This is a genomic window from Chitinophaga sp. W2I13 (genome assembly GCF_050434005.1).
Lineage (GTDB): Bacteria > Bacteroidota > Bacteroidia > Chitinophagales > Chitinophagaceae > Chitinophaga.
Genome location: NZ_JBNPWD010000001.1, coordinates 5930222 through 5954388, shown reverse-complemented (window position 1 = coordinate 5954388; position 24167 = coordinate 5930222). Strand labels below are relative to the sequence as shown.

Genomic DNA, 24167 nt, shown 5'->3' with positions numbered 1-24167 from the left:
GCTTTTACTTCAGGTACCACATCAGCGTGGTTTGTTTATCTGCTCCAAATACGGTGAGTGCTTTCTGGTACTGTTCTTCATTGGTATCTCTTTCGCCGGTTGGATAAATATATCGTTTAGGCAGCACCGTAGTAGACGCCATAGGGCCGAGTACAAACTTGGGCAGGCCGGTGCGGCGGTTATCAAACCATGCTTCCGCGCCTTTCAGGAAACCGGCAATCCACTTCTGACCAATGAGTTGTTCCAGCGTGCCATTATATTTCACAGATGCCTGATCAAAGTAACCGGCATTAATAGCTGTCTGGTCTACACCATAAAATTTCATGTTGGCATGGATGCCATCATAATACAGGCTTTCCGCTGTTTTACCCGCCACCGTTACTTTTCCTGCCTGTACGCATTCTGCCAGGATGAAACAAACTTCCGCGTAGGTAAGCATGCTGGCCTTCAGCATAGACCCGTTGGGACTGCTGAACAAAGAAGAAAGGCGGGAAATATGATACTTACCCCCATTATAATCATAAGGTGCAGGAATCGCATTGGGTACGCCGACATAGGGATTGGGATCTGTTGTCCATTTGGTCAACGAATCAACCTGTGCTATCCATACCTTCAGGCGGGGATCATTGCGTTGCAATAAAGCAGCTACAATTTCTTTGCTGGGCTTGCGCTTATCAAATTCATCAAAGGAACTTCCCAGCGGGCTGCCTGGCCAGCTATTGGCGCTCACAGCACCCTGGTAAATAATTTCCGCATTATCTGCATTGCTTTCAAAGATGGGATATTTGCTTTTATCATTCAGGATCTGCTGCATTTCTGTAAAAGCAGTTGGATAGCTTTTGGAAATACGCAACAGCATCCGCAAACGCAGCGAGTTGGCAAACTTGCGCCAGTTCAGCGGTTCACCCTTATACATCACATCTGCTAAAGTATCTATCTTACCGGTAACGGCAGACAGCTCATCATTTGCTTCTTTCAATGTTTGCAGTAAAGCAGGGTATACGGTTTGCTGCGGATCATACTTCGGATGGGCCAGTGTTTGACTCTTCAGCAGCAACGCTTCACTATAAGGGATGTCGCCAAACAGATCGGTGACATATGCAAAATTAAAAGCTTCCAGCACCTTACCTACAGCTACATACTGCGGTGCATTCAGCTTCTTTGCCAGGTCCATCATCTCCCGGTTGGATGACAGCTTTGAATAGTATCCATCCCAGCTTTGAGGTCCCCAGTCGAACTTATCATTTCCCTCATTACGCACCATGGTAATATAACGACCGGCGGAAGCGGGCTTATCAAAGTAAGCTTCTTTCTGATAATCGTAAGCGGTATTGATCAGCACTGAGGATAACAGGAATTCAGGATTGATCACTTCCGATTCATTCGGATTCACATTGATATCTTCCAATCCTTTTTCGCAGGATGCAAAGAGGACGCCGAAGATCAGTATCAGGTATTTAAAAGGCATGCGTTGCATAACCATATAATTATTGGTTTAGAAATTGAAACCTACCTTAGCGCCATAAGAACGGGTGTAAGGCAATCCCCAGCTGGCTACTCCCGGGGAGAAACTACCGTCGGAGATCGTCATGGCCGTTTCCGGGTCGTAGCCCTGTTCGGCGGCAGTCCAGGTAAACAGGTTGCGTGCAATCAGTGATACGCTCAGATTTCCCAGTGGCAGCTTACCAAGTGTTTTCTTTGAGAAAGTATAGGTAAGAGAAGCTTCCCTGAGCTTTACATAGCTGGCGTCGAAAGTAGACCGGCCGTTGAAACTCCAGTAGTATTCTCCATAATAGTTTTCCGGATCTGTAACATTATCATTGAGCTTATACTTACCATTTCCGTCATCTATATAACCGAAAAGGATCATACCGTCTGTACGGTTGTTGCCATCTGCATCTTTCCAGGCGAGGCCACCGCTTTTCGGATCACGGCCGGGAATAGTAGTTTGTGTACGGCCATCGCTCAAGAGGTTCTTTGCCACATAAGAGAAGAAGTTGCCGCCCTGGCGCCAGTCGATCAGTACATTCAGGGTAAATCCCTTGTAGGTAAAGGTGTTGTTAATACCCAACATAAAGTCGGGGTTATAGTTACCTATCTTCACATACTCATTTAACTGCTGGTAACCACCTTCGCTACTCAATAAAGGCTGTCCTTTAAATTCTCCATCCGGTACAGTAGCCCAGGTTTGCGCATACATGTCGCCCATTTCAGCGCCTTCTTCTACCAGGAACCGGATACCTTCGGCACTGCCTAACTGGTAGCTGTTCAAGCCATCTATCAGCTTGAGCACTTTATTACGGTTACGGGTATAGTTTAATTGCAGATCCCAGCGGAACGGCCCTGCTACCGGCGTTGCATTCAACCCGATCTCAATACCTTTGTTCCGGATCTTACCGGCGTTGGTAACCATATTGGAATACCCGGTGGCCATTGTCACTGGTATTTTGATGATCTGGTTACGGTTCACGGTGTTATAATAAGTAAAGTCGATGCCAATTCTTCCTTTCAGGAAACGAACATCCGCACCGAATTCATGCGAGGTAGCAATCAGCGGTTTCAGCCGGTTATTTTTCAGCACGTTGCTGATATTCGCCAATTTCGTTTTGTCCCAGTCCTGCCCAAAGCTGAAGGTATTATACAAATTATAGGGATCGGTATCGCCCCCCACCTGCGCCCAGTTGGCACGGATCTTTGCAAAAGACAACACATCCGATTTAATACCCAGCATATCGGATACAATCAGGCTCAGGGAAGCTGAAGGATAGAAATAGGAATTGTTCCCTGCCGGCAATGTGCTGGACCAGTCGTTACGTGCCGTCAGATCCAGGAATGCGTAGTTACGGAAACTCACCTGTCCCATTCCATACACACTATTGATCCGTTTGGTATACCTGCCAGAACTATTTACCACCGAACCTGCTTTGGCGTTCGCAATATTATACAGGCCGGGTATCACCAGCGCATCTGATTTCTGGCCGGAGCCTTTGGTGATTTGATTCATGCGGTTGGCCCCTGCGGAAACAGATACAAAGAAATCTGAGTTGATATTCTTCTTATAACTTAACAGGAAGTCGGTATTCTGTTCCCTGAAAAATTCCGTTTCAAAAGCATAGGCGCCGGTCGGATTCTTTATCGCACTGAAAGGCCGTTTGCTTTCACGGGTTTCAGAATAGAGGTCCATACCCGTGCGGCCCATCAGCGACAGGTCTTTCGTGATCTGGATATCCAGTTCCACGTTACCCGTCATACGGTCACGGTCAAACCCGTTGATAAATTCATATGCCACCAGGTAAGGGTTATCCGTAGATCCCGGCACATGTGAAAACTGCTGCAATCCTTCCTTTCCGGGTAGCCAGTAGTTGCGCAGCTGCCTGATATCCACGTTGGGTGTGGTGGTATATACAATGTTGCTCACGCTTCCCCGGTTAAAAGTAGGCCGGTTGCCGCTGCTGTTTTTCGTATAGCCGATATTGGTACTCACTTTAATGCTGGGATTCAGATTATATCCCGCTGCGAGGTTGAGCGTATTTCTTTTCAGGTCGGTATTGGGAATGATGCCTTCATTTTTCAGGTTGGTAAACGACAACCGGAAGTTGCCATCCTTGTTATTACCGGTGATGGCAATGTTGTTGGTGAAGGTAGATCCGGTGCGGAAGAAATCCTTATGCCGGTCGGGATAAGATACCCAGTCGGTAGGAATCGGCTGTCCGTTCGCATCCAAAGGACTATTCCACTGTACGTGTTTGGTGCCTACATCCAGTCGTGGTCCCCAGGAAGCGTCAGAAATAGTTTCATCAGAACCTTCACGGTCGCCGGAACCAAATTCATTCTGGAATTTCGGGAACAGCCAGGGTTGATCAAACATCGCGCTGGAGTTAACGGAAACGCCTAAACCTTTTGTAGTACCTGAGCCGGATTTGGTAGTGATGAGAATCACACCGTTGATAGCGCGGGAGCCGTATAAAGCGGAAGCGCTGGCGCCTTTCAGCACCGAGATGCTGGCGATATCATCGGGATTGATATCCGAGATGGTGCTGCCATAATCCACTACTACCTGTCCTACGGGCTGTTTCGGATTACGCACCGCCGGTGCAATGGGAATACCATCTACTACATACAACGGCTGATTATAGCCTTCCAGGCTGCTCTGGCCGCGGATGGTAACCAGCGAGGTGCCGCCCGGGTCGGAGCTGGTGCTTCTTACGTTTACACCGGTTACTTTACCGGCTAAAGCGTTGGCAATGTTTACTTCTTTTACGGTGCTCACCTGGTCGCCTTTCAGCGTGGCGATGGAGTAACCGAGTGCTTTCTCCTGGCGTTTAATACCAAGCGCGGTAACTACCACATCATCCAAACTGCGTATGGTAGCCGCCAGCTGTACCTGCAGCGTTCCGTTGCCAGCCACCGTTTCTTTTGACTGGTAGCCTACAGAACGGAATACCAAAACGGCATTGCTGCCGGCTACTTTGATGGTAAACTGTCCGTCTACGTTAGTGGCCGTACCATTAGAGGTGCCTTTTTCATGCACGCTTACACCGGGAAGGGCTACACCGCTTTCATCGGTTACCATACCTTTTACGGTTACTTCCTGCATTTTTGTGGCGCCTGCTTCTCCGCCGGCAGGGCGGATCGCATAATCATGATCGCTTAATTTTACCGCCTGCAAACCCAGTGGTGTAAGCACTTTCGTTAACTGTGCTTCCAGGTTGCTGCCGGTAACACGGAGTTGTTTCCCCGCTACAAATTTATCCGCCACTTGTGTGGGCGAATAATTAAAGCTGATGTTAAACCTTGTTTCGAGGTTGGTCAGCATTTGCCGGAGTGGGATGGTTCCTGCTTCCCCCGGAGTATCTCCGCTTCTTACCATTAATTGCTGTGCGCTGGTTTCGGTGTTCAGCAGCAGCAACAACAACAGCATCGCTCTCCAGGGAGCATAAAGCTTCGTAAAGCTCTTTTGCATAACTGTAAATTTTAAAAACCTTATTCAAAAATGATGACTGAATTATCTTGTTTGATTTTCAGCTGATGCACGGTGGCTATCGCTTTCAACAACATCGGGGGATCATCAGCAGGCACAGAGCCGGTGAATAACAGGCTTTCCATTTTCTTATTCCCGAACTGGATCTTATAACCATATATATCTTCCAGCTGCTGCGCAACGCTTATCAGCGGCGTATCCCTGAACAGGAGCCGGCGTTGCTTCCAGGCGGTGAGTTGCACAGGATCTGCCTGCAGCCGGTGATGTTCTCCCGGCGAAAAAGACATCATATCGCCGGGTTTCATATCCAGGCTGTCGTTCACCACAATCTTCCCTTCTTCCAGCAATACCTTCACCTGATCATGACGGTGATATACATTAAAGGCAGTTCCTTTTACTTCAATAGTTACCTGTGGCATCAATACCCGGAATTTAGGATGCAGCCCGGCGGGAGATTTGGATACATTAAAATAGGCCTCACCATTGAGCGTAACTGACCTTACGTTTTCCTTTGTCCATTTGCGGGGATAAGAAACAGATGAATTGGCATTCAGCTGTACAATAGAGCCATCGGGCAGTTGCAGGGTTTTGGTTTCACCAAAGCCGGTCTGAACAAAAATGTTTTCAACGGATGGCTCACTTCCCTGTGCATACCATATGCCGGCAAACAGCAGCACAGCAGCAGCGGTAGCCAGTGCGTAGTACCACGGCCTGCGGACAACTACGTTATTTTTTTTAATAACGGGTTCGTCCAGCAACAGGTCTATCTGCGCTTTCACAGCCTCCATTTCTTCCATGCTTACTTCGTTGGTACGGAACCGTAGTGCCAGCACCAATGCGCGGGCATCCTGCAATACCGCCTCCTTCTCCGGGTGTACCGCTATCCAGCTTTCCCAGAAGGCCGCAGCAGTATCCTCCAGCACCCAGGCACGGAATAAGTCATCCGCAGCAAAATCTGCTGCCTCAAATTCACTATAATTCATAAAAAAACACCTTGTACAATAACTAGAGACGCGGATGCGGAAAATACCCTCACAGAAATGGATCTTTTTTCGCGGATTTTGTCTTTCCCACTGATTACGCTGATTATACTGATTTTGGGGATTTTATTTTTTTGGATTTTTTGATTTAATAGCAAAGGGAAATATAAGCGGCTATATACGCTTATATCTCCCTTTCTCCTTTATAAAATCATAAAAATCCAAAAAGTAAAATCCCCAAAATCAGTATAATCAGCGTAATCAGCGGGAAAGACAAAATCCGCGTTACCACAGCATCAGTGCGGCTTCATCCTGTGCGAGCAGCTCTTTTAGTTCGGCGATGGCCCGGTAGATGAGGGTGCGGGCATACTTTACTTCTTTCAATACCATGATATCGGCGATTTCCTCGTAGGAAAGGCCCTCGTAGAAGCGCAGGTATACGGCTTCCTTTTGGCGGAGGGTAAGGGCGTTTAGTTTTTGTTGCAGTAGCCGGGTGGTGTTTTCACTGTGCTGCCGGTTGATGAGGATACTTTCCGGTGAAAGTTCCAGGGCGAAAGTGGAGGCGGCGCCTTCGTCGAGACTTGCGGGGCCGTGGGCCGACTTGTCGAGGTACCTGAACAGCTTTCTCCTGGCGGATACCATCAGGTAGCTTTTCAGGCTGACAGGAAGCGAAAGGCCGGCCCTTTGCGCAAATAACTGCGAGAAGAAGTCCTGCAACATGTCCTTTACCAGCGCCCTGTCTGTTGTAAACCGGATACAGTACCGGAACAGCAACGGAAAGTAGCGCCGGTATATTTCTCCGAAGGCGTCCCGGTCTCCGCTACAGAGCCGGACCCACAGGAGCTGTTCATTTTGCTGAGGATTGTATGGGCTGCTTGACATCTATTGTGTGAATTAGCATAAGGATCTTTCTCTAAACTACACATTGGCCGGTTGCCGTCATAACTTCCTGTCAGAAATAACATCGATTTAATGTGAGGGTAAAGGCGCCGACACCACTTCCCGGATCTGTAAACGCTCGCACCAGCCTTTAAAATCACGGTAAATCTGCTGCAAGGTTTCCTTCTGTTCCGGCGTCAGCTCCAGCGCATGCGCGCGGCTGATAGTACGCACCGGAATGCCCCTTAACTGCAGAAAATATTTTGCGCTCAGCGGGTAAGCTATGTGGATCAGCGGGTCTACTCTTTGTAACTCCGATTGTATCCAATGCACATCTTCCTGCCGGCTTTCATCATTTACATGATTACACAGCCATACCAATATTTCAGGATAAAAATTTCCGGAGATAGACGACATGCCTGCTGCGCCCATTTGCATGGAGGCTACCGCATTAGGTGTATGGGCGTCGTAGAATTCCAGCCGGCTTCCCGCAGTCACGGCCAGTTTGGCGCGCACGTTTTCCACCTTGCAGGAAGTATCCTTGTGATAAATGAGGCGGTTGGTAGCCAGTAAGGTTTGCAGGATCTCCGGCGTAATCACCCGTTTATAAGGCGCCGGGCATTCGTATAATCCTAAGGGTATATTGCCGGTAAGAGAAAACAGTTCTTCGAATCTTTGCAGCAGTACGGAATCCGGTTCGTCTACGTTCGCGAAGTGCCCGGTGATCATGATCACGGAATCCACGCCGGTGTCATAGATCTTTTGTGTAAACAACGCCTTGTCTTTGATCGTAAGACCAAAGGACCCGGTAGCCACTACCGGCACGCGGCCATTTACATACTGCACTACGTGACGGGTGAGCTCCAGTCGCTCATCCTCGCTGATGCTGTACATTTCGGACGACAGGCAATTGGCGAAAAAACCTTTTACGCCGGCGTCCAGATAAAAATCTACCAGGTACTCCACCATGTCATGGTCAATCTGTGCTTTCAGATTAAAAGGGGTGATCATCACCGGTACAAATTTCTTTTGCATAACAAACGGGTTTAAATAATCAGGAAGTTTTAAAGCGTTGCAGCCGCGATAGCAGCATACCCGCCAGGAATATTGATAACGTTCCCACCACGATGATCATATGCGCATGCAATGGGCTGCGCAGGCTGACTAACCCGGCGGGGAGATACTTTGATAACGACATCCACAGGATGACTACAATACCAATGATGGTAGCGGTAACGGCCGTGGCATTTTTTGTTTTGGAGATAATGCCCAGCAAAAACAATCCCAGCATGCCTCCCGCAAATATGCCAGACAACTCCCACCACATGTCCAGGATACTCTTCACTCCAATCATCGAAATACCAAAACCAATAGCCAGCAAACCCGATAAGGTAGTGGCGACATACAACACCCGCATCTCCTTTGCAGGCGTGATTTTTGGATCAACATACCGCTGATAAATATCTTTCAGAAAAACAGTAGCAGTACTGTTCATACCACTGCTGACGGTACTCATCGCCGCAGAAAGGATGGCTGCTACGATCAATCCCATGAGCCCTTTCGGCACTTTGGTGACCATAAACCAGGGCAATACCTTATCGCCGTAATCGGCTGGCTGCAGCGATGCAACCGGCACCTGCCTTTCTGCCGCCACCTGCTGTTTCAGCGCCAGCAGCAGTTCCGGGTGCTGTTGCGCATACGCATACAAGGCAGTGCCAATAAAAAAGAACACCATGCTCACCGGTACGTACCAATACACACAAAGCCATATACTGCGCGACGCTTCTTTTTCTGAACGGGCAGTATGGTAGCGCTGCACATAGTTCTGGTCCATACCAAAGTTATTCAGGTTAATAAAAAATCCATACAGGAACACCACCCAGAAAGTAGAAGTGCTGAAATCCCGCAGGGAAAAACTACCCAGTGAAAATTTTCCATCTGCCATTCCTATCTTCCAGATATCCTTCACCCCATCGTTCATACCTGTAATCACCAGCCAGAGGATCACTACGGCGCCGGCAGTTTTCACAATACCCTGCAGCACTTCTGTCCATATCACCGCTTCCATACCACCCAACACCGTATATATAATGATGCATACTCCCGTAACGGTCATGATAGTACGCATTTCCAATCCCGTAAGTGCCTGCAGTGCCAGCGCCACACCAAAAAAGATGGAGCCCATCCGCGCCAGCTGCATCAGGATAAAACAAACCATCGCATAGGTTCTTGCCCATGGGCCAAACCGGTGTTCCAGGTGTGTGTATGCGCTCACTTCCCCGCTGCGGCGGTAAAATGGCACAAAATATTTTGCCGCAATAAAAGCAGCCAGCGGCATAGATAAACTGAACACAAAAGCATTCCAGTTACTGCCAAATGATTTTCCCGGCACGCCGAGAAAAGTATTACTGCTTAAAAACGTGGCATATAAAGAAAGCCCCAAAGCCCAGCCCGGTATAGTTCCGGACGCCGTGGTAAATTGTGCCGCATTCCTGTTTTTCCGTGAAAACCATACCCCCACTCCAATCATACATAGCAGGTAAATGGCGATTACAGCCAGATCAATTATTGGCAGTTGGTGCATAATGAATCTCCGATTGGTCGATAAAACCAGTTCAATACGTGGATAAAAAAAATTACAGTCGTTACACGAAGATTACTAATTTTTATGGATCAAACAATGTTGAATGTTATGAAAAGAATAGCTTAAATTACTATTGAGATGAACAACCTGGCCGCCAACACACCGACCACCTGGAACTTACCGGACCACCTGAAACGCAAGCTGGAAAAGCATCCGCTTGGCAGAAACCTTTTTATTACCACTATTGGCCTCTATCCTGAAAATGCTGCCCTGGAAATCAGTGAACCAAAGGGCGCACCGGTGTATACCTTATTATATGTAACACATGGAAAAGGATGGCTGGAAACCGGGAAAAAGAAAGTGACTATCAAACCTAATCAATACCTGCTGTTCCCGAAAGGCGCCGCCTTCCGCTCCGGCCCTGCTGAAGGGGAGCCGTGGCGGATCTATGCCGTGCAATTTTCCGGCAAGCTGGCAGACGACATATACAGCTACCTGGGCACCGGCCTGAAACCTCATACCATACCGCCCCTCGTAGGACGCAATGCACAGTTCGATGATATCCTCCATCATCTCGACCTCATGAATAATATAGAGAACCTGCTGTACGCCAATTTCCGGTTCTATAGTTTCCTTGGCACCTTCCGGCTCACGGTTTTCAACTATATGAAGAAGGGCGCAGATAATATTATTGAGCAATGTATCCAGCTTATGAAACAAAAGCTGGACCAGCACCTCACCCTGGCCGACCTCTCCAGGGAAACCTGTATTTCCGCTTCATATCTGTCGGCCCTCTTCAAAGAAAAAACACGCTACTCTCCCATCCAGCTGTTCACCTCCCTGCGGATGCAGAAGGCCAGCCAGCTGCTGAAAGATACCCGTTTGACCGTAAAAGAAATTGCACAGGAAATGGGCTACCCGGATCAATACACGTTTTCCAGGTCGTTTAAACTGATCATGGGGGTATCGCCCAAAAAATTCAGAGATAAGGGCTGAATGATATTAACCAATTGTTAAGCAGTGAGGGATATGGCGTTTCAAAACGAATATATAGAAGGAACGAAAATCCTTCCATCATTTAATACCAAACACTCATGCGCTTTTTTATCCCCCGTTATCTGTTTCTTGTACTGCCTGTATACTGCCTGTTTACAGGCGCGTGTAAAAAAGACAAGCCTGCAATACCCCAAAAATCGCCTAAGTATGAACTGGTGACGGGTACCTGGAAACAACAGGACATCGTGCTGGCAGTAGCCGTTAAATTGAATAAACAGAACATTCCCGCTGGCACCAGCATCATTGCATTGGCGCCCCTGCTCGGACCCGGCGGCGCCCTGTTCACCTGCACCGTGAATAACACCTACCAGTTTGACGGCGACGGCTCCTTTGCCATTGATGGCTGTACCACGCTGATCCTGCCTGTTGCCGGCAACAGCGGCACCTGGGACCTGGACGTACATGATTCGGTGTTAAAACTCATTTCTGCCAAAGGAGAAAACGATCCGCACTGGATTGAAAATATCAGCAGTACCAACCTGGATCTTTCCCTCACGGTAACGATCCCCGGTGTGGCGACTATACCCTTAATATTAAAATTAAAGAAATAAACGAACCGCGGAGATATCGCATGCTATTGTTGAAAATAACAATAATATAATCGGTAATTCCTTGTATCTTGTTTAGACTGATCAGATATTTGCTGGCAATTATGGAAAGTATTGTACAGGATATTATCAATGGGAATATCGGAAGTTTTAAGATGGTATACCAACAGTACCACACAAAACTTTACTTCTACGTTCTGAAATGTACACACTCCGTTTACATAGCGGAAGAAACTGTGCAACTTACTTTCATACTCCTCTGGGAAAAGCGGGAGCGATTGTCTACCAGCTTCAATATCTCCACACAGATTTTTCGTATAGGCAAAAGCGTAATGACCGACCTCCTGCGCAAACAACAGGTGCGTGACCGCCATACGCAAACATTGGTAAGGGATAACACCAACTGGCATGTGGAAACAGATATCTCCGTAAAAGAAGAACTGAAGCGCGTGTATAACAGTATAGAACAACTATCCCCCATCCGGAAAAATGTTTTTAAACTCAGCCGCTTTGAAGGTCTCCCGCATAAAGAAATTGCCAGGCAGTTATCCATCTCCCCTAAAACAGTTGAAAACCATATTGTACGGGCGATCCGCCAGTTAAAAAATTCCCTGCTGCTACTGCTTCTATTGCTGATCTGTTAACTAAATGTGACGCAGTGAGGGATTTACCGTTTTCAAACGAATACATACTATGAAGCATTCAGTAACACTTATTGAAAAGTTTCTCCGGGATGAATGCAATGAAGCCGAGAAGCAATGGGTAAAAGAATACATTGCACAGCATCCGGAGGCTTTACAACCTTACTTAACGGAAGAAAGCTGGCATTCCTTCCAGCCAGGAGAGCTATTGCCGGAGGCGGTTTCCGGTAAAATGATGACAGTGATCGAAGGGCATACTTTTCAGAAGAAGCAGGTAAACAGGCGCTGGTATGCAGCGGCAGCAGCCGTTGTGCTGATTATTTCCGGCGGACTGCTATGGACGATATTACGCCCGTTGCCCATCAATAAAACAATGGCGGTAAAACCCGTGCAAACAAATACCGCCCCTGCAGCAACATTACGTACCGTAATGAACAACACCGGTAAAACAATGCCGCTGCAGCTGAGCGACGGCAGCATCATTGAACTGGCCCCGGAAAGCGAGGTGAAATACCAGGAGCCGTTCACCGGCAACCGCAGGGATGTTTATTTAAAAGGACAGGCCCTGTTCCGTGTAACCGGTAACAAAGAGCAGCCATTCACCGTATATGCAGGCCAGCTTGGCACCACCGCATTGGGTACGGTATTCAAAATAACAGCGTGGGACCGGAAAGCGATCACACAGGTACAACTGATCAGCGGCAAGGTAGTAGTGAAACCGGATCATGCAGCAGGCGTTTACCTTCGTCCTGGCCAGGCACTGCGCTACGACCGCCAGAAAATGCTGGTAACGGTGAATGACGTTATCAAAAAAGATAAAACACCTTCACGCATAAACGAAATTATTACTTTCAACAATGAACCGCTGACCGGCGTTTTCAGGCAGATGTCTGAAAAATACCACGTCAGCATCCAATATACAGCCAGCAGCCTTACAGGCATGAATTTCACCGGAACATTCGACAGTAGCAAAGAAACACTAAAAGAATTCCTGACAACTATTGGTACGTTAAATAATCTTACTATTAATCAGAAAGATGATGTTATCTACATAGTACAATAATCCCGGAAACTAATTTCCCATACTTACAACACAGGCAACCTCTATGAGGCTGCACGGACTTCCTTTTGCCTAAAACGAACAATATTATGTGTGTAAAAATCAAACAATCACGCCCCACCACCATCATCTGGCTGTTGCTGTTGCTCTGGCAACTGATGGCCGGAAACGCACTGGCGCAAAACCCGCGCCCTGCCGCTATCGGCCTGATCAAAAATGAAAGCAATGAAAGCCTGCCCGGTGTAATGGTGAAAATGGAGAACGCAGACCATAAAGTATTAGCCACCACCGTCACCAATGAGAAAGGCATCTTTACATTTGCCAAACTGCCTGCTGGCGGCCCCTATCATTTCGTATTATCACAAATGGGTTATACCACCGATACGCTGCGCGGATATATGATTAACGATTCCAGCAAATTATCTTTATCGGTGGTCCTGAAAAAAAAAGTAGAAGAGTTAAGCCAGGTACTGGTAACGGCACTGGGCATTAAAAGAGAAAAGAAAGCACTGGGGTATTCTGTGGAAGAACTGGGCGGCAGGGAATTTAACCGCGTAACACAGGAAAACCTGCTCAACTCCATGTCGGGGAAAGTGGCCGGCGTTACCATCAACTCCACCGGTACCACCGGGTCGTCTGTAAGCATGATCATACGCGGCGCTACTTCTCTCAGCAGTGATAACCAGCCGCTGTTTGTAGTAGACGGCGTACCCGTAGCCAACACGGTGAACAACATCAGCCAGATCGGTAAAGATAACATGGTGGATTATGGCAACGCCATTTCCGATATCAACCCCGATAATATTGAAAGCGTTACCATCCTGAAAGGCCCCAGCGCCGCCGCATTGTATGGCTCCCGCGCGGCCAACGGCGTAGTGCTCATCACTACCAAAACAGGCAGAAAAGTTAATAAGGTAACCGTTGATGCATATGTAAACTCCGTATTCGATATTCCCTATAAATACCTGAACTGGCAAACGAAATTCGGCTCCGGTCAATTGGCAGGCATTCCTTTTTCCCGCAGCGGCAACCTGCTTACCAATCCCTTCGGCACCATCATCCAGGAAAATGTAGATGGCACCTTCGGCGCCGAACTGGATATGGGTTATGAAGAAGTGCAGTGGAACAGCCCCCTCGATGCAAACGGCAAAAAAATTCCCATGCCGCTGGTATCGCACAAAGACAACGTGAAGAATTTCGTCAACACCGGCATCACTACCATTGCCGGCGCTTCTGTTGCCAACAACAACGATAAGATCTCCTATCGCATTTCCTATGCAAACATGTCGAACAAAGGGATTATCCCTAATACCGATCTCTATAAAAATACGCTGAGCCTGAACTCCGGCCTGCAGGTGAACTCAAAGCTGAGCTTAAGTACCAACATTGATTTCAGCCGCAACAATTCCAACAACCGCGCGGCCGGCGACCGTGGCGCCAACCCGCTGCAGGCCGTATACAGCGTTTCCCCGCACATTGATATACGCGACCTGGCAGACTACTGGATGCCCGGACAGGAAGGATTACAACAACGCACCCAATATAACGGCGTGTTCAATAATCCTTACTTCCTCGCGTATGAAGTAAAGAACGGATTTGTGAGGGACCGGTTGTTTGGTAATATCCGGGCCGACTGGAAAATACTGCCGTCCCTTACTTTTATGGCGCGGTATGCACTGGATACCTACGGTGAAAAAAGAGAAACCAAAATTTCCAACAGCTACCTGAATAATCCCGGTGGCGCCTATGGCATCATCAACCTCGATAACTACGAGCGGAACATGGATGTATTGCTTACCTATAAAAAAGCCATTCATCATTTCGATGTTTCCGTTTCTGCCGGTGGTAATATGCGCTACCAGACAGGCAGCAACGTTACCACCTCTACGAAAGACGGTACCGGTCTTAATACGCCGGGGGTATATACCATCCAGAATATTTCTCCTGCCAACCTCAACTTCTACAGCAGCACCTTTGAAAAAGGTGTGAACAGTCTTTATGGTATGCTGAACATAGGATACAAAGGAATGGCGTACCTGGATGTGACCGGCCGTACCGATTGGTCCAGCACTCTCCCCGATGCCGCTTCCTACTTTTATCCGTCGGCCTCACTGAGTGTGCTGCTGAATGAAATGGCGCACATCACCTCCGCCAATATCAATATGATCAAATTAAGAGGCGGCGCAGCGCAGGTAGGTAACGACGCTTCTCCTTACCAGCTGGCAGCTACTTTGGGCAGTGTAGGCGCCTGGGGGAATATTCCGCAGCTCACCACGTTCGGCACCCTGCTGAATCCTTTCCTGAAGCCGGAAATCGCCACGTCGTATGAAGGCGGTGTTGATATCAACCTGTTTCAGAACCGCCTGCATTTTTCAGGCACCTATTATATCGTTGAAAACAAAAACCAGATCTTCAGTCCTAAAACACCTCCTTCTTCGGGCTACTCTTCCCGTAGTATTAACGCGGGTTTGCTCAGGAGCAGGGGCATTGAATTAACGCTCGGCGGCACACCGGTACAAACCAGGAACTGGAGATGGGACGTAGACTTTAACTTCACCCGCAACAGAACCCGCATCATTTCCCTGCCGGATGACATGCCTTACTATACTCTTTGGGAAGAAGGAAAAGGCGGCGCCTGGACCTATGTGGGAGAAGATATCGGCGACATCTACGATGCGCAGCTGGTAACAGTTACAGACAAATCGTCCCCATACTACGGCTACCCTATATTAGATAACACCGGTAAATGGCAAAGTATAGATGCCATCAATACAAAAAATAAGATCGGCAATTTTAACCCGGATTTTATCATGGGTTTTCAGACGTCCATCTCCTATAAAAGTTTTACACTGAACATGACGTTCGACTGGCGGAATGGCGGTGACTTTGTATCGCAAACTTACCGTTACGGAGAAGAACATGGTAACTCCCAGCTGTTCCTCGACAAGCTCACGGACCCCGGCACGATGAAAGGCCAGGAACTGCGCGATTACCTGGTGAGCCACCAGGATCAGCTGGTAATCCCCACCGGCAATAACTTCCCGCTGGTAGGTGGTCCTACGCCGGAATACAATAGTTTTCCTTTTACGTATGGTCCGTATGTGCTGCCTTATGGCGGCGTATTTATTCCGGGCGTAAGGGCAAAAGGATACGACAGCAACGGTAACCCTACCGGCTACCTGGAAAACCTTGGTAACGATGGCACCCTCACGCTTCCTTATGCCGGCAGTACCGCCTGGTCGTTTACAAGGGCGTTTTTATTCCCTGCGTCTTACCTGAAGCTGAGAGAAGTGTCGCTGACTTATGCGCTGCCGCAGCGACTGATCAGTACCGCGAAATTGCAACGCGCCAGCTTCTCTGTATACAGCCGGAATATTATCCTGTGGACTGCCGCCAAAATCGGCATTGATCCTGAAAATGCCTATCAGCCTTCTACCGCTGTACAGGGCTCGGGCATGCAGTTCAAGCAGGGTATTGAAAGATACAATGTTACTCCCTGGGCTATCCCGGTGGGCGCAAAACTGAACGTCACCTTTTAAGTGTTCCTTTAATTCTGATATATGAAAACAGTGCGTAAATCTATTATACTCAGCATCGGGTTCCTTTGTTTATCTGTTACATCCTGTAAAAAGGACCTGATCAGCATGAACGAAAATCCCAACGGCGCCAATCCGGCTACCATTAATCCCAACCTGGTGTTGTCTACCGTGCTCACCACCACAGGGTTTCAGCTGGTATTCCTGGGCTACCAGGATATGGCCGGGGTGATGCAGCACACGCAAAAAGATGGCTGGACTACCACCCACAACGAATACGACTGGTCCGGGTCCAACAGCTGGACAGGATACTACGATATGCTGCGGAACAACCAGCTGGTGTATAACCGCGGCGTGGAACTGAACAGTGAACTGCACCAGGGCGTTGCACTGGTGATGAAGTCGCTGCTCTTTGGCCTGATCACGGACCTATGGGGCGATGCGCCTTACACCTATGCCCTGCAGGGAGAAAAGGGCACACCCGAAACCACGCTCCCGGTATTCGATCCACAGCAAGCTATTTACACCGGGATACTCGCTGATCTTGAAAAAGCAAACACCCTGCTTTCAAAGCCTAAAAGCGCCTATTCCAACCCTATTGATGCCGTGGATGTGTATTACCAGGGCGACCCGGCGAAATGGCGTAAAATGGCCAATTCCCTCGCATTACGGTATTATATGCGGCTGTCTGAGAAGCTGCCGGCCATCGCAAAAGCCGGTATTGAAAAAATGGTAGCCGATCCCGCGCAATATCCTCTTATCCTCAGCATTGATGGCGCAGAAGATGCGACCATGTCGTTCCCCGGGAACAGCAATGCGGATTCCTGGCCTATGAATGTAGCCTACGACACCGACAGCAGCAACTACCGCAGGCTGAAGATGTGCAGCACATTTGTGAATGCCCTGCAATCTAGGCACGACCCCAGGTTGGGCGTATGGGCCAATAAAGTGCAGTGTTTTTTATTGGTAGATGATACCAAACCAGCCGGCACCGGCAACGTTTATAAAGCCACCGACACCGTGATAGCAGGAGAACCGCGGAAGGTAAGATACATTTCACCCGACGTGCTGGCCTCCAAAGGACTTACTGCGAATGATATTAACCAGGACGAAAATTACGTGGGGCTTCCCCCGGCCATTTCCGGCCCGGCAGTATATAACCTTAGTCCTGATGCCAGCCAGGCATCCAGGAACCCGCATGTTTCCTGGCTCAACGACATATACAAACAACCGAAAGGACCACTGTTAAAGGCAAGGATTATCTCTGCATCAGAAGTTCATTTTATTCTGGCAGAAGCTGCTGCCATAAAAGGATGGGCGGCCGGTGACGCGGAAGCGCATTACAACGCCGGCGTTCAGGCATCGCTCAATGTTTGGGGAGTAGCCGGCAGCACTGCCGCTTATCTCGCGCAGCCTTCCGTAAAATTCAATCATACGCAGGAACAGATCATCATACAGAAATGGATCGCCAGCTGGACCGCCGCCACCGAAGCCTGGGCGGATTATAAAAGAACAGGCTACCCGGTATTGCAGGCCGGCCCTTATGCAAAAGGCCCCGTAGTGCCGGTACGACTGTACTATATGCTGGAAGAACGCAACCTGAATAAAGCAAATATGGAAGCAGCTGCCGGCCGGCTGGAAGTAACCACTTACTCGTCCTTTGGCGCCAATGGCACCAAAAACAGTCCGTGGTCGAAACCCTGGATCATCCAGGGTACCGGAAAACCCTGGTAATTTCTTATATTTCATCAACCCATAAAAAACAATTCTATCTGGATATGAAGCAACTCTTTTTAAATGCCGCCACTGCATTTGTACTCCTGTTAAGCCAGGCGAATACTTTTGCACAACAAACCGTAACACCTGCCAACGCGCTGAAAAGCTACCTGGACAACGGAGATACTTCGTTCAAATGGGAACTGAAGGATTCTTTCAACGTTACTAACGGCAAAGGCTATAACGTACTCCTTACTTCGCAGAAATGGCGGGAATACACCTGGACGCACCAGCTCACTATTTTTGTGCCCGACGAAATTAAATACGACGGTGCATTGCTGTTTATCACCGGCGGCTCCGTAAAAGATGGCTTACCTAACTGGAACGGCCCTACGGATGAACTGTACCAGCAAATGGGAAAAGTAGCCGCCGTGAATCACGCGGTAACAGCCGTATTACGGCAAACCCCCAATCAGCCGCTCTTCGGTAAACTAACAGAAGATGCGCTGATCTCATATACCCTTCACCAGTTTAAAAAAGATGGCGACTACAACTGGCCTCTGCTGTTCCCGATGGTAAAAAGCGCGGTAAGGGCCATGGATGTAATCCAGGAATTTGCAGATAAACAACTGAACCGCAAAGTGAATGGCTTTGTAGTATCCGGGGCGTCCAAACGCGGCTGGACTACCTGGCTTACCGGCGCCAACGACAAACGTGTGGTAGCTATTGCACCAATGGTGATTGATGTGCTGAATATGCCGGTGAGCCTGGATTACCAGATCAAAACCTGGAAAGAATATAGTGTGCAGATAGAAGACTACGTGAAACTGGGCATCCCCCAAACGGCGCATACCACCGAAGGCATGGCCATCAACACCATGATTGACCCCTACTCCTACCGCAGCAGCCTGTCTATTCCCAAAATGATATTCATGGGTACCAATGATGAATACTGGGTAGTAGATAATATCAAAAATTACATAGACAGTATCCCTGGTAAAAATCTTATTAACTATGTACCAAATGCCGGTCATAACCTGGGTGATAAACAGCAGGCCTTTCAGGGACTCAGCGCCTTCTTCGGAATGACGCTGAGCAAACAGCCGTACCCCGATTGCAGCTGGACTACCCGCACGCACAGCGGTAAAGTACAGCTTACCGCCAAGGCTACCTCCGACCGTTTACTGGATGTAATCCTGTGGTCGGCCAACTCTTCAGACCTGGATTTCCGCAACGACAAATGGGAATCCAAGAGCCTGGGGATGGCGCATCAGTCGAAAGTAAAAGTAACCACCACCCTGCCGCCAAATGGCTACCGCGCCTTTTACGTAGACCTGAAATACCAGAATGCCACCGGCGGTACCTACACCGTTAGTACACGTGTATTCGTTACCGATACTAAAGCCATTCTTTGATGAAATCAATGATATTACTGGCAGCTGCCTGCTGCCTCGCCATTAACTCCTTTGGTCAAACGCTGCCGGCTACACGAAATAAATTTGTGGTGGTAGCGCATCGTGGCAACCATGTGAGCGTGCCGGAAAATACCGTGGCAGCCATCGAAGAAACGATCCGCTGCGGGGCCGACTACGCCGAGCTGGATCTCCGCACCACCAAAGACGGGCAGTTGATCCTCCTGCACAACGCCACCGTGGATAAAATGACGAATGGCACCGGCAATGTAACGGACCTTACGCTGGCGGAGATCCAAAAACTGCAGGTACGCAGTGCCGATGGAAAAGTATACCGGGTGCCTACTTTCGCAGAAGCATTACAGGCATGTAAGGGCAAGCTGAACATCTACCTCGACTTTAAAGCCGCCGATGTTCCCGAAACCTGGAGACAACTGCAAGCCGCCGGCATGGAAAAACAGGTGGTAGTATATCTCAATGAAAAAAAACAATACAAAGCGTGGAGGGAAACTGCGCCGGAAGTACCGCTGATGGCCAGTTTACCTGAAGAAATAAAAACACCGGAACAGCTGGAAGCCTTCCTGAAAAAAATTCGTATAGCCGTACTGGATAATATCACCGACCCTGCGATGCTGGCGGTTACCGGCAAATACAACACCGCGGTGTGGCTGGATGTACAGTCGCCCGATGAAGGCCCTGCCAGCTGGCAGGCAGCTATGGGCAAAGGAATACAGGGCGTGCAAACGGATCATCCGGAAGCGCTGATCACCTGGCTGAAGCAGTATCATGCTGCAGAATAAGAAGGATATAAAAAAGCAGGGGCGCCATTCAAGCGCCCCTGTAATTATTTAGTACTCCGCTTCCGCGAACGCCGGTTCTCCCATTACTTTCATAAACAACTCTTCATTCAGCAAATCATTTACGGATTTAATAATAAAATCAGGCGAATAACCAAAATTCACGAGGTCGTCTTCATGTGTTACGCCTGATAAGGTAAGTACGGTAGTAAAGCCCATAGAGCCCGCACCCAGGATATCTGTTCCCATAGTATCACCTATCATCACCGTTTCATCTGTAGTGAGCTGCAATGCTTTGCGCGCCATGCGCATCATCACGGGGCTGGGTTTCCCCACACTAAAGGCTTTGATGCCGCTGGCAAATTCCAGCATAGCTACCAGTGCGCCGCAACCTGCGCGGTATTTACCATCGCCCATGGGGCAGTTAGGATCAAGATTAGTGGCGATTAATTTGGCGCCTTTCATGATCATGTTGATCGCTTTATCAACGGATTCCAGCATGATCGTTCTGCCTTCTCCTATAATCACATAATCAGGCTGATCATCTACAATAGAATAACCGGCATTGTAAAGTTCCGTCAGTAACCCGCCTTCACCGATTACATACGCAGTACCGTTTTCCTTTTTGGAAGCCAGGTATCTTGCGGTAGCCATGGCACAGGTAAAAATATCTGTGTCATTTACCTTAAAGCCCATCTTATTCAGCTTGTAACATACATCCCTGCTGGTTCTTTGGCTATTGTTGGTGAGGAACAGGAAAGGAAGGCCTTTATCTCTGAGACCGTTAATAAATTCTACTGCACCGGGAATAGGTTCGCTGCCTTTGTAGATTACGCCATCCATGTCGATTAAAAATCCCTTTTTTTTCATAGCAATCAGATGTTAATGAACTGGTTTGTGATTCAATAAATTTCATGGAATGAATAAAGGCGGGAAACGGTATAACCGCAGCGAAGCATCCGTAGAGTTGGATAGCTTCCACCTAAAGATAATAAAATAAATTAAAAACTTTTTTCTTTTTGTGAGAAGAACAACGGATCTATTGAATACCCTGTAAAAATAATTCCAGGTGATGATTGAAAATCTCTGGTTGTTCCATATTGGGCATATGCGAAGCGTCCTTTATTACAACGAGTTGCGCATTTTTGATACGCGCCTGCATTCCTTTCGCCACCTCCACGGGAGTAAACCCATCTTCTTCTCCCACTACAATTAATACCGGGCAATGGATATCTGGCAACATCACGGTATGGTCCCTTCGCTCTGCCCTGCCCCGCTGCACCAGGGAGGCGCCCAACGGGTTTGTGTTCACCATCATATCGCGCAAATGTGCTACCACAGCCGGCTTTCCTGCCATCGTTGCTTTACCGAGGAATTGATGCAGGTGCTGATCTGTATAAAACTGCATTCCTTTCGCCAACAGATCCTGTGATAACCGCAACCGCGCCTGGTAACTTTGCGCACTCTCGGCCTTTGCATCTGTATCTGCCAGCACCAGGGCATGGCACAAATGCGGCGCTAACCGGTACAATTCAAAAAGCACCTGTCCACCCATCGACAGCCCTACAAACGTGGCCTTCCTTATTTGCAGCGCCTCCAGCAAATGAATGATATCCAGCGCCAGTTCATCCAGCAACGTCATCCCGGAAGGCATATCACTCTCCCCATATCCCCTGAGATCAGGCATAATCAGGCGATAGCCGGTTTTGAATACGCCGATCTGCTGATCCCACATGCTGCGGTTAAATGGCTGCCCGTGGATAAACACGATCGTTTCCCCACTCCCGTAATCATCGTATGCTATATTGATTCCCCTTACCTTTAGGTGCTGCTTCATAATTAATGAGACTTTAGTCTCACGAAAGTAGTACCTTTATATCTAAAATCAAATTTTAAAACCACGCATGGGCAAATTATCATTGGACGGAGGCAGGATTGCGCAGAAATTGAAAACACGGGAGGCCCTGATAGCAGTGGCCAACACCCTCCTGTTACAAGGGAAAGACATCAGCGTGGAACTGGTAGCCAAAGAAGCCGGTATCTCCAAAGCTACGGCCTACCGCTATTTCACCGGAACAGAAGTATTAAGAAGAGAAGCCTCCCTACAGTTGAAAGCCCAAACAAGCGACGACCTCTTTGCCAACATCCCTGAAAAAGATCTGGAAGCGCGGGTGAATAAACTGATCGATTACCACTTCGAACTCTTTACAAAAAATGAAACAGAATTCAGGTTATTCCTCAGCTCTGTGATATCAGAATCCATTCATCCCAAAAGTGGTTATTCCAGGGCCGGCCGGCGTATTGTACTGATAGAAGAAGCGCTCAAACCATTGCGGAAAACAATGGATTCCACAGCCTTCAGGCACATGGTAAATGCGTTGAGTATATTTTTCGGGATAGAATCTGTTACGATCCTGAAAGACCTGTGTAAACTGGATAATGAAGCGATATTGGAAACCTGGCGTTGGTCGGTGCACCGGATTGTTTTTGGATGAGAAAGATTCCTACATTCACTTTTCCTTATCCATCTGCAGCAGCCACTCACGCCAGTCTTTTGCTACCTGGTCCCAATTAAAAATATCATAGTTGACGGAACCATCTGCATGCAGCGGGAAATAATTGTGTTCCGTTCCGGGGTAAACACGGAAGCTGAAGTTCTTCTTTTTTTGCCGGATCATTTCTACCCGTAAATACATTTCAAATGGCGCTATCGCATCTTTTGAACCATATGAAACCAACACCGGGATTTTTAATTTTTCAAGATATTGTATAGACGGTATCGAAAACTGGTAGGTTGCCTTGTGCGAATCACCTGTTGCACCCTCCATTTGCTCCGGATCATTCACCACATTTTGCCAATGGACAATGTCCTCTGTTGTTAAATCGGCGGAATCCTTTTGCAGCAACCTGTTGCGCTCAATAATGGTCATGATCCGTCCCAGGGGATTTCCGCTGGAATAGATCAATGCTGTAACCGCTTTGATTTCCAATGCCAGCTTAGCCGCTATCGTACTTCCTTCGGAGTGACCTGCAATTACCAGCCCTTCTTTTGACACCCAATTTTGCCTGTGCAAAAACCGGATGACCTCTTTATTTCTTTCGACATAATAATCCAGCAGATTCCGTTCCGTATATGCCCCTGGAAAGTTACCGGTACTGTCTTTGAAGGTAAAACTATCGGACAGTGCCCGTTGATCAACTATGAGTGGAATTCCTGGCTTACTGATAATAACCAGGTGATATTTATCTGTCAGTACATCGGGATTAAAAACAAAAACATTTCCCACCTGGGTTTTTCCATTCGCGGTATAAGTGATCATCAGTGGAATTGGTAAACTTCCCTGGCAGAAGAGAAAAATGGGTTTTCTCTTATTCTCTTCCCCTGCCTTTGATTTTACCAGCATATTCACCGTATCACCCTTATATAAAGTTTGGAGATGCGTGTACCCAAATAACTTTTCGCTTCCTTGCTGCGCCCGAAGCGCCAGCGGGAAAACAATTAAAAGCCAGCATGCTGATTTCATTATAAAAGAAGTCATATTAAACATTCCCCTCCGGCCGCTTCTCTGCGGCAATTACCAGCAAAGCTACAATAAGTATAAAACTATATTCGCATCCACCCGTGCCGTGCTCCCCTACAAACCATCCCAGGGAAGCATGTATTAATACAACCCCCACCAATAGCAACACGATAAAACCCGCTGCGAGCAATCGTGTATACCTGCCCAGCAGCAACAACAGTCCGCCCGCAATTTCATAGGCAGTAATAGCCCATACCCACGCTACGCCAACAGGCAGCCCCTTACTTTCCATGAACTCACCAAAACGGGGAATGGTACCATTACAGATCCTCACAATTGCATGTGCCAGGAATATAACAGCCACAGATATACGCAGTAGGAATAACGATTGCTTCAGGGTCAGGAAAGGGAATTTTTGCATCAGGAGTGGTTATTATACAAATATAGAAAAGTGGC

The 24167-nt window shown here is 48.1% G+C and carries 19 protein-coding genes; 9 read left to right on the top strand and 10 right to left on the bottom strand.

Going from position 1 to position 24167, the window contains the following annotated elements; all coding sequences use genetic code 11:
• Positions 1-4: 4 nt before the first annotated feature.
• The 6 genes from QFZ48_RS24530 to QFZ48_RS24505 form a co-directional block, all read right to left on the bottom strand.
• Entirely contained in the window at positions 5-1483 is a 1479-nt protein-coding gene (locus tag QFZ48_RS24530; RefSeq protein ID WP_429048688.1) for a SusD/RagB family nutrient-binding outer membrane lipoprotein, read from the bottom strand.
• Between the two features lie 12 nt (positions 1484-1495).
• Positions 1496-4963, bottom strand: coding sequence for a SusC/RagA family TonB-linked outer membrane protein (locus QFZ48_RS24525; protein WP_429064112.1), 3468 nt, complete (start codon positions 4961-4963; stop codon positions 1496-1498).
• A 20-nt stretch (positions 4964-4983) separates the two neighbouring features.
• A complete protein-coding gene (locus QFZ48_RS24520) occupies positions 4984-5964 on the bottom strand; it encodes a FecR family protein (protein WP_429048692.1) in 981 nt (326 codons plus the stop codon).
• 282 nt (positions 5965-6246) lie between these two features.
• Positions 6247-6843, bottom strand: coding sequence for an RNA polymerase sigma factor (locus QFZ48_RS24515; RefSeq protein ID WP_429064110.1), 597 nt, complete (start codon positions 6841-6843; stop codon positions 6247-6249).
• A gap of 87 nt (positions 6844-6930) precedes the next feature.
• Entirely contained in the window at positions 6931-7875 is a 945-nt protein-coding gene (locus QFZ48_RS24510; protein WP_429064107.1) for a dihydrodipicolinate synthase family protein, read from the bottom strand.
• Positions 7876-7894: 19 nt separating this feature from the next.
• Complete coding sequence (locus QFZ48_RS24505; RefSeq protein ID WP_429064104.1) at positions 7895-9424, bottom strand: sodium:solute symporter; 1530 nt, start codon at positions 9422-9424, stop codon at positions 7895-7897.
• Between the two features lie 138 nt (positions 9425-9562).
• On the opposite strand from QFZ48_RS24505, the gene QFZ48_RS24500 reads away from it, so the two are divergent.
• From QFZ48_RS24500 to QFZ48_RS24465, 8 genes are all read left to right on the top strand, one after another.
• Positions 9563-10420 (top strand): AraC family transcriptional regulator, encoded by an 858-nt coding sequence (locus tag QFZ48_RS24500; RefSeq protein WP_370910504.1) that lies wholly within the window; start codon positions 9563-9565, stop codon positions 10418-10420.
• A gap of 98 nt (positions 10421-10518) precedes the next feature.
• Positions 10519-11031 carry a hypothetical protein gene (locus tag QFZ48_RS24495; protein WP_429064101.1) on the top strand — a complete coding sequence of 171 codons (513 nt, stop codon included), beginning with the start codon at positions 10519-10521 and terminating at the stop codon, positions 11029-11031.
• Between the two features lie 101 nt (positions 11032-11132).
• Positions 11133-11672, top strand: coding sequence for a sigma-70 family RNA polymerase sigma factor (locus QFZ48_RS24490; protein WP_429048701.1), 540 nt, complete (start codon positions 11133-11135; stop codon positions 11670-11672).
• Positions 11673-11721: 49 nt separating this feature from the next.
• Complete coding sequence (locus QFZ48_RS24485; RefSeq protein ID WP_429048703.1) at positions 11722-12732, top strand: FecR family protein; 1011 nt, start codon at positions 11722-11724, stop codon at positions 12730-12732.
• An 86-nt stretch (positions 12733-12818) separates the two neighbouring features.
• The gene (locus QFZ48_RS24480) at positions 12819-16268 is read left to right on the top strand and encodes a SusC/RagA family TonB-linked outer membrane protein (protein WP_429064098.1); all 3450 of its coding nucleotides are present in this window, start codon (positions 12819-12821) and stop codon (positions 16266-16268) included.
• Positions 16269-16289: 21 nt separating this feature from the next.
• On the top strand, positions 16290-17999 hold the full coding sequence (locus QFZ48_RS24475; RefSeq protein WP_429064095.1) for a SusD/RagB family nutrient-binding outer membrane lipoprotein: 1710 nt from the start codon (positions 16290-16292) through the stop codon (positions 17997-17999).
• A gap of 44 nt (positions 18000-18043) precedes the next feature.
• A complete protein-coding gene (locus QFZ48_RS24470) occupies positions 18044-19396 on the top strand; it encodes a PhoPQ-activated pathogenicity-related family protein (protein WP_370910497.1) in 1353 nt (450 codons plus the stop codon).
• On the top strand, positions 19396-20193 hold the full coding sequence (locus QFZ48_RS24465) for a glycerophosphodiester phosphodiesterase family protein (protein ID WP_429048707.1): 798 nt from the start codon (positions 19396-19398) through the stop codon (positions 20191-20193). The genes QFZ48_RS24470 and QFZ48_RS24465 overlap by 1 nt, the downstream gene beginning before the upstream one ends.
• 48 nt (positions 20194-20241) lie before the next feature.
• Here QFZ48_RS24465 and QFZ48_RS24460 read toward each other — a convergent pair whose 3' ends face one another.
• Both QFZ48_RS24460 and QFZ48_RS24455 read right to left on the bottom strand, forming a co-directional pair.
• Positions 20242-21060: an HAD-IIA family hydrolase gene (locus QFZ48_RS24460; protein WP_429048708.1), complete on the bottom strand. Its 819-nt coding sequence runs from the start codon at positions 21058-21060 to the stop codon at positions 20242-20244.
• Positions 21061-21229: 169 nt separating this feature from the next.
• Positions 21230-22027, bottom strand: coding sequence for an alpha/beta fold hydrolase (locus tag QFZ48_RS24455; protein WP_429048710.1), 798 nt, complete (start codon positions 22025-22027; stop codon positions 21230-21232).
• 67 nt (positions 22028-22094) lie between these two features.
• On the opposite strand from QFZ48_RS24455, the gene QFZ48_RS24450 reads away from it, so the two are divergent.
• Positions 22095-22685 carry a TetR/AcrR family transcriptional regulator gene (locus QFZ48_RS24450; RefSeq protein ID WP_370910493.1) on the top strand — a complete coding sequence of 197 codons (591 nt, stop codon included), beginning with the start codon at positions 22095-22097 and terminating at the stop codon, positions 22683-22685.
• Positions 22686-22700: 15 nt separating this feature from the next.
• Here QFZ48_RS24450 and QFZ48_RS24445 read toward each other — a convergent pair whose 3' ends face one another.
• Both QFZ48_RS24445 and QFZ48_RS24440 read right to left on the bottom strand, forming a co-directional pair.
• A complete protein-coding gene (locus QFZ48_RS24445; RefSeq protein WP_429064093.1) occupies positions 22701-23714 on the bottom strand; it encodes an alpha/beta hydrolase family protein in 1014 nt (337 codons plus the stop codon).
• A 16-nt stretch (positions 23715-23730) separates the two neighbouring features.
• On the bottom strand, positions 23731-24132 hold the full coding sequence (locus QFZ48_RS24440) for a DoxX family protein (protein WP_429064090.1): 402 nt from the start codon (positions 24130-24132) through the stop codon (positions 23731-23733).
• Positions 24133-24167: the final 35 nt, after the last annotated feature.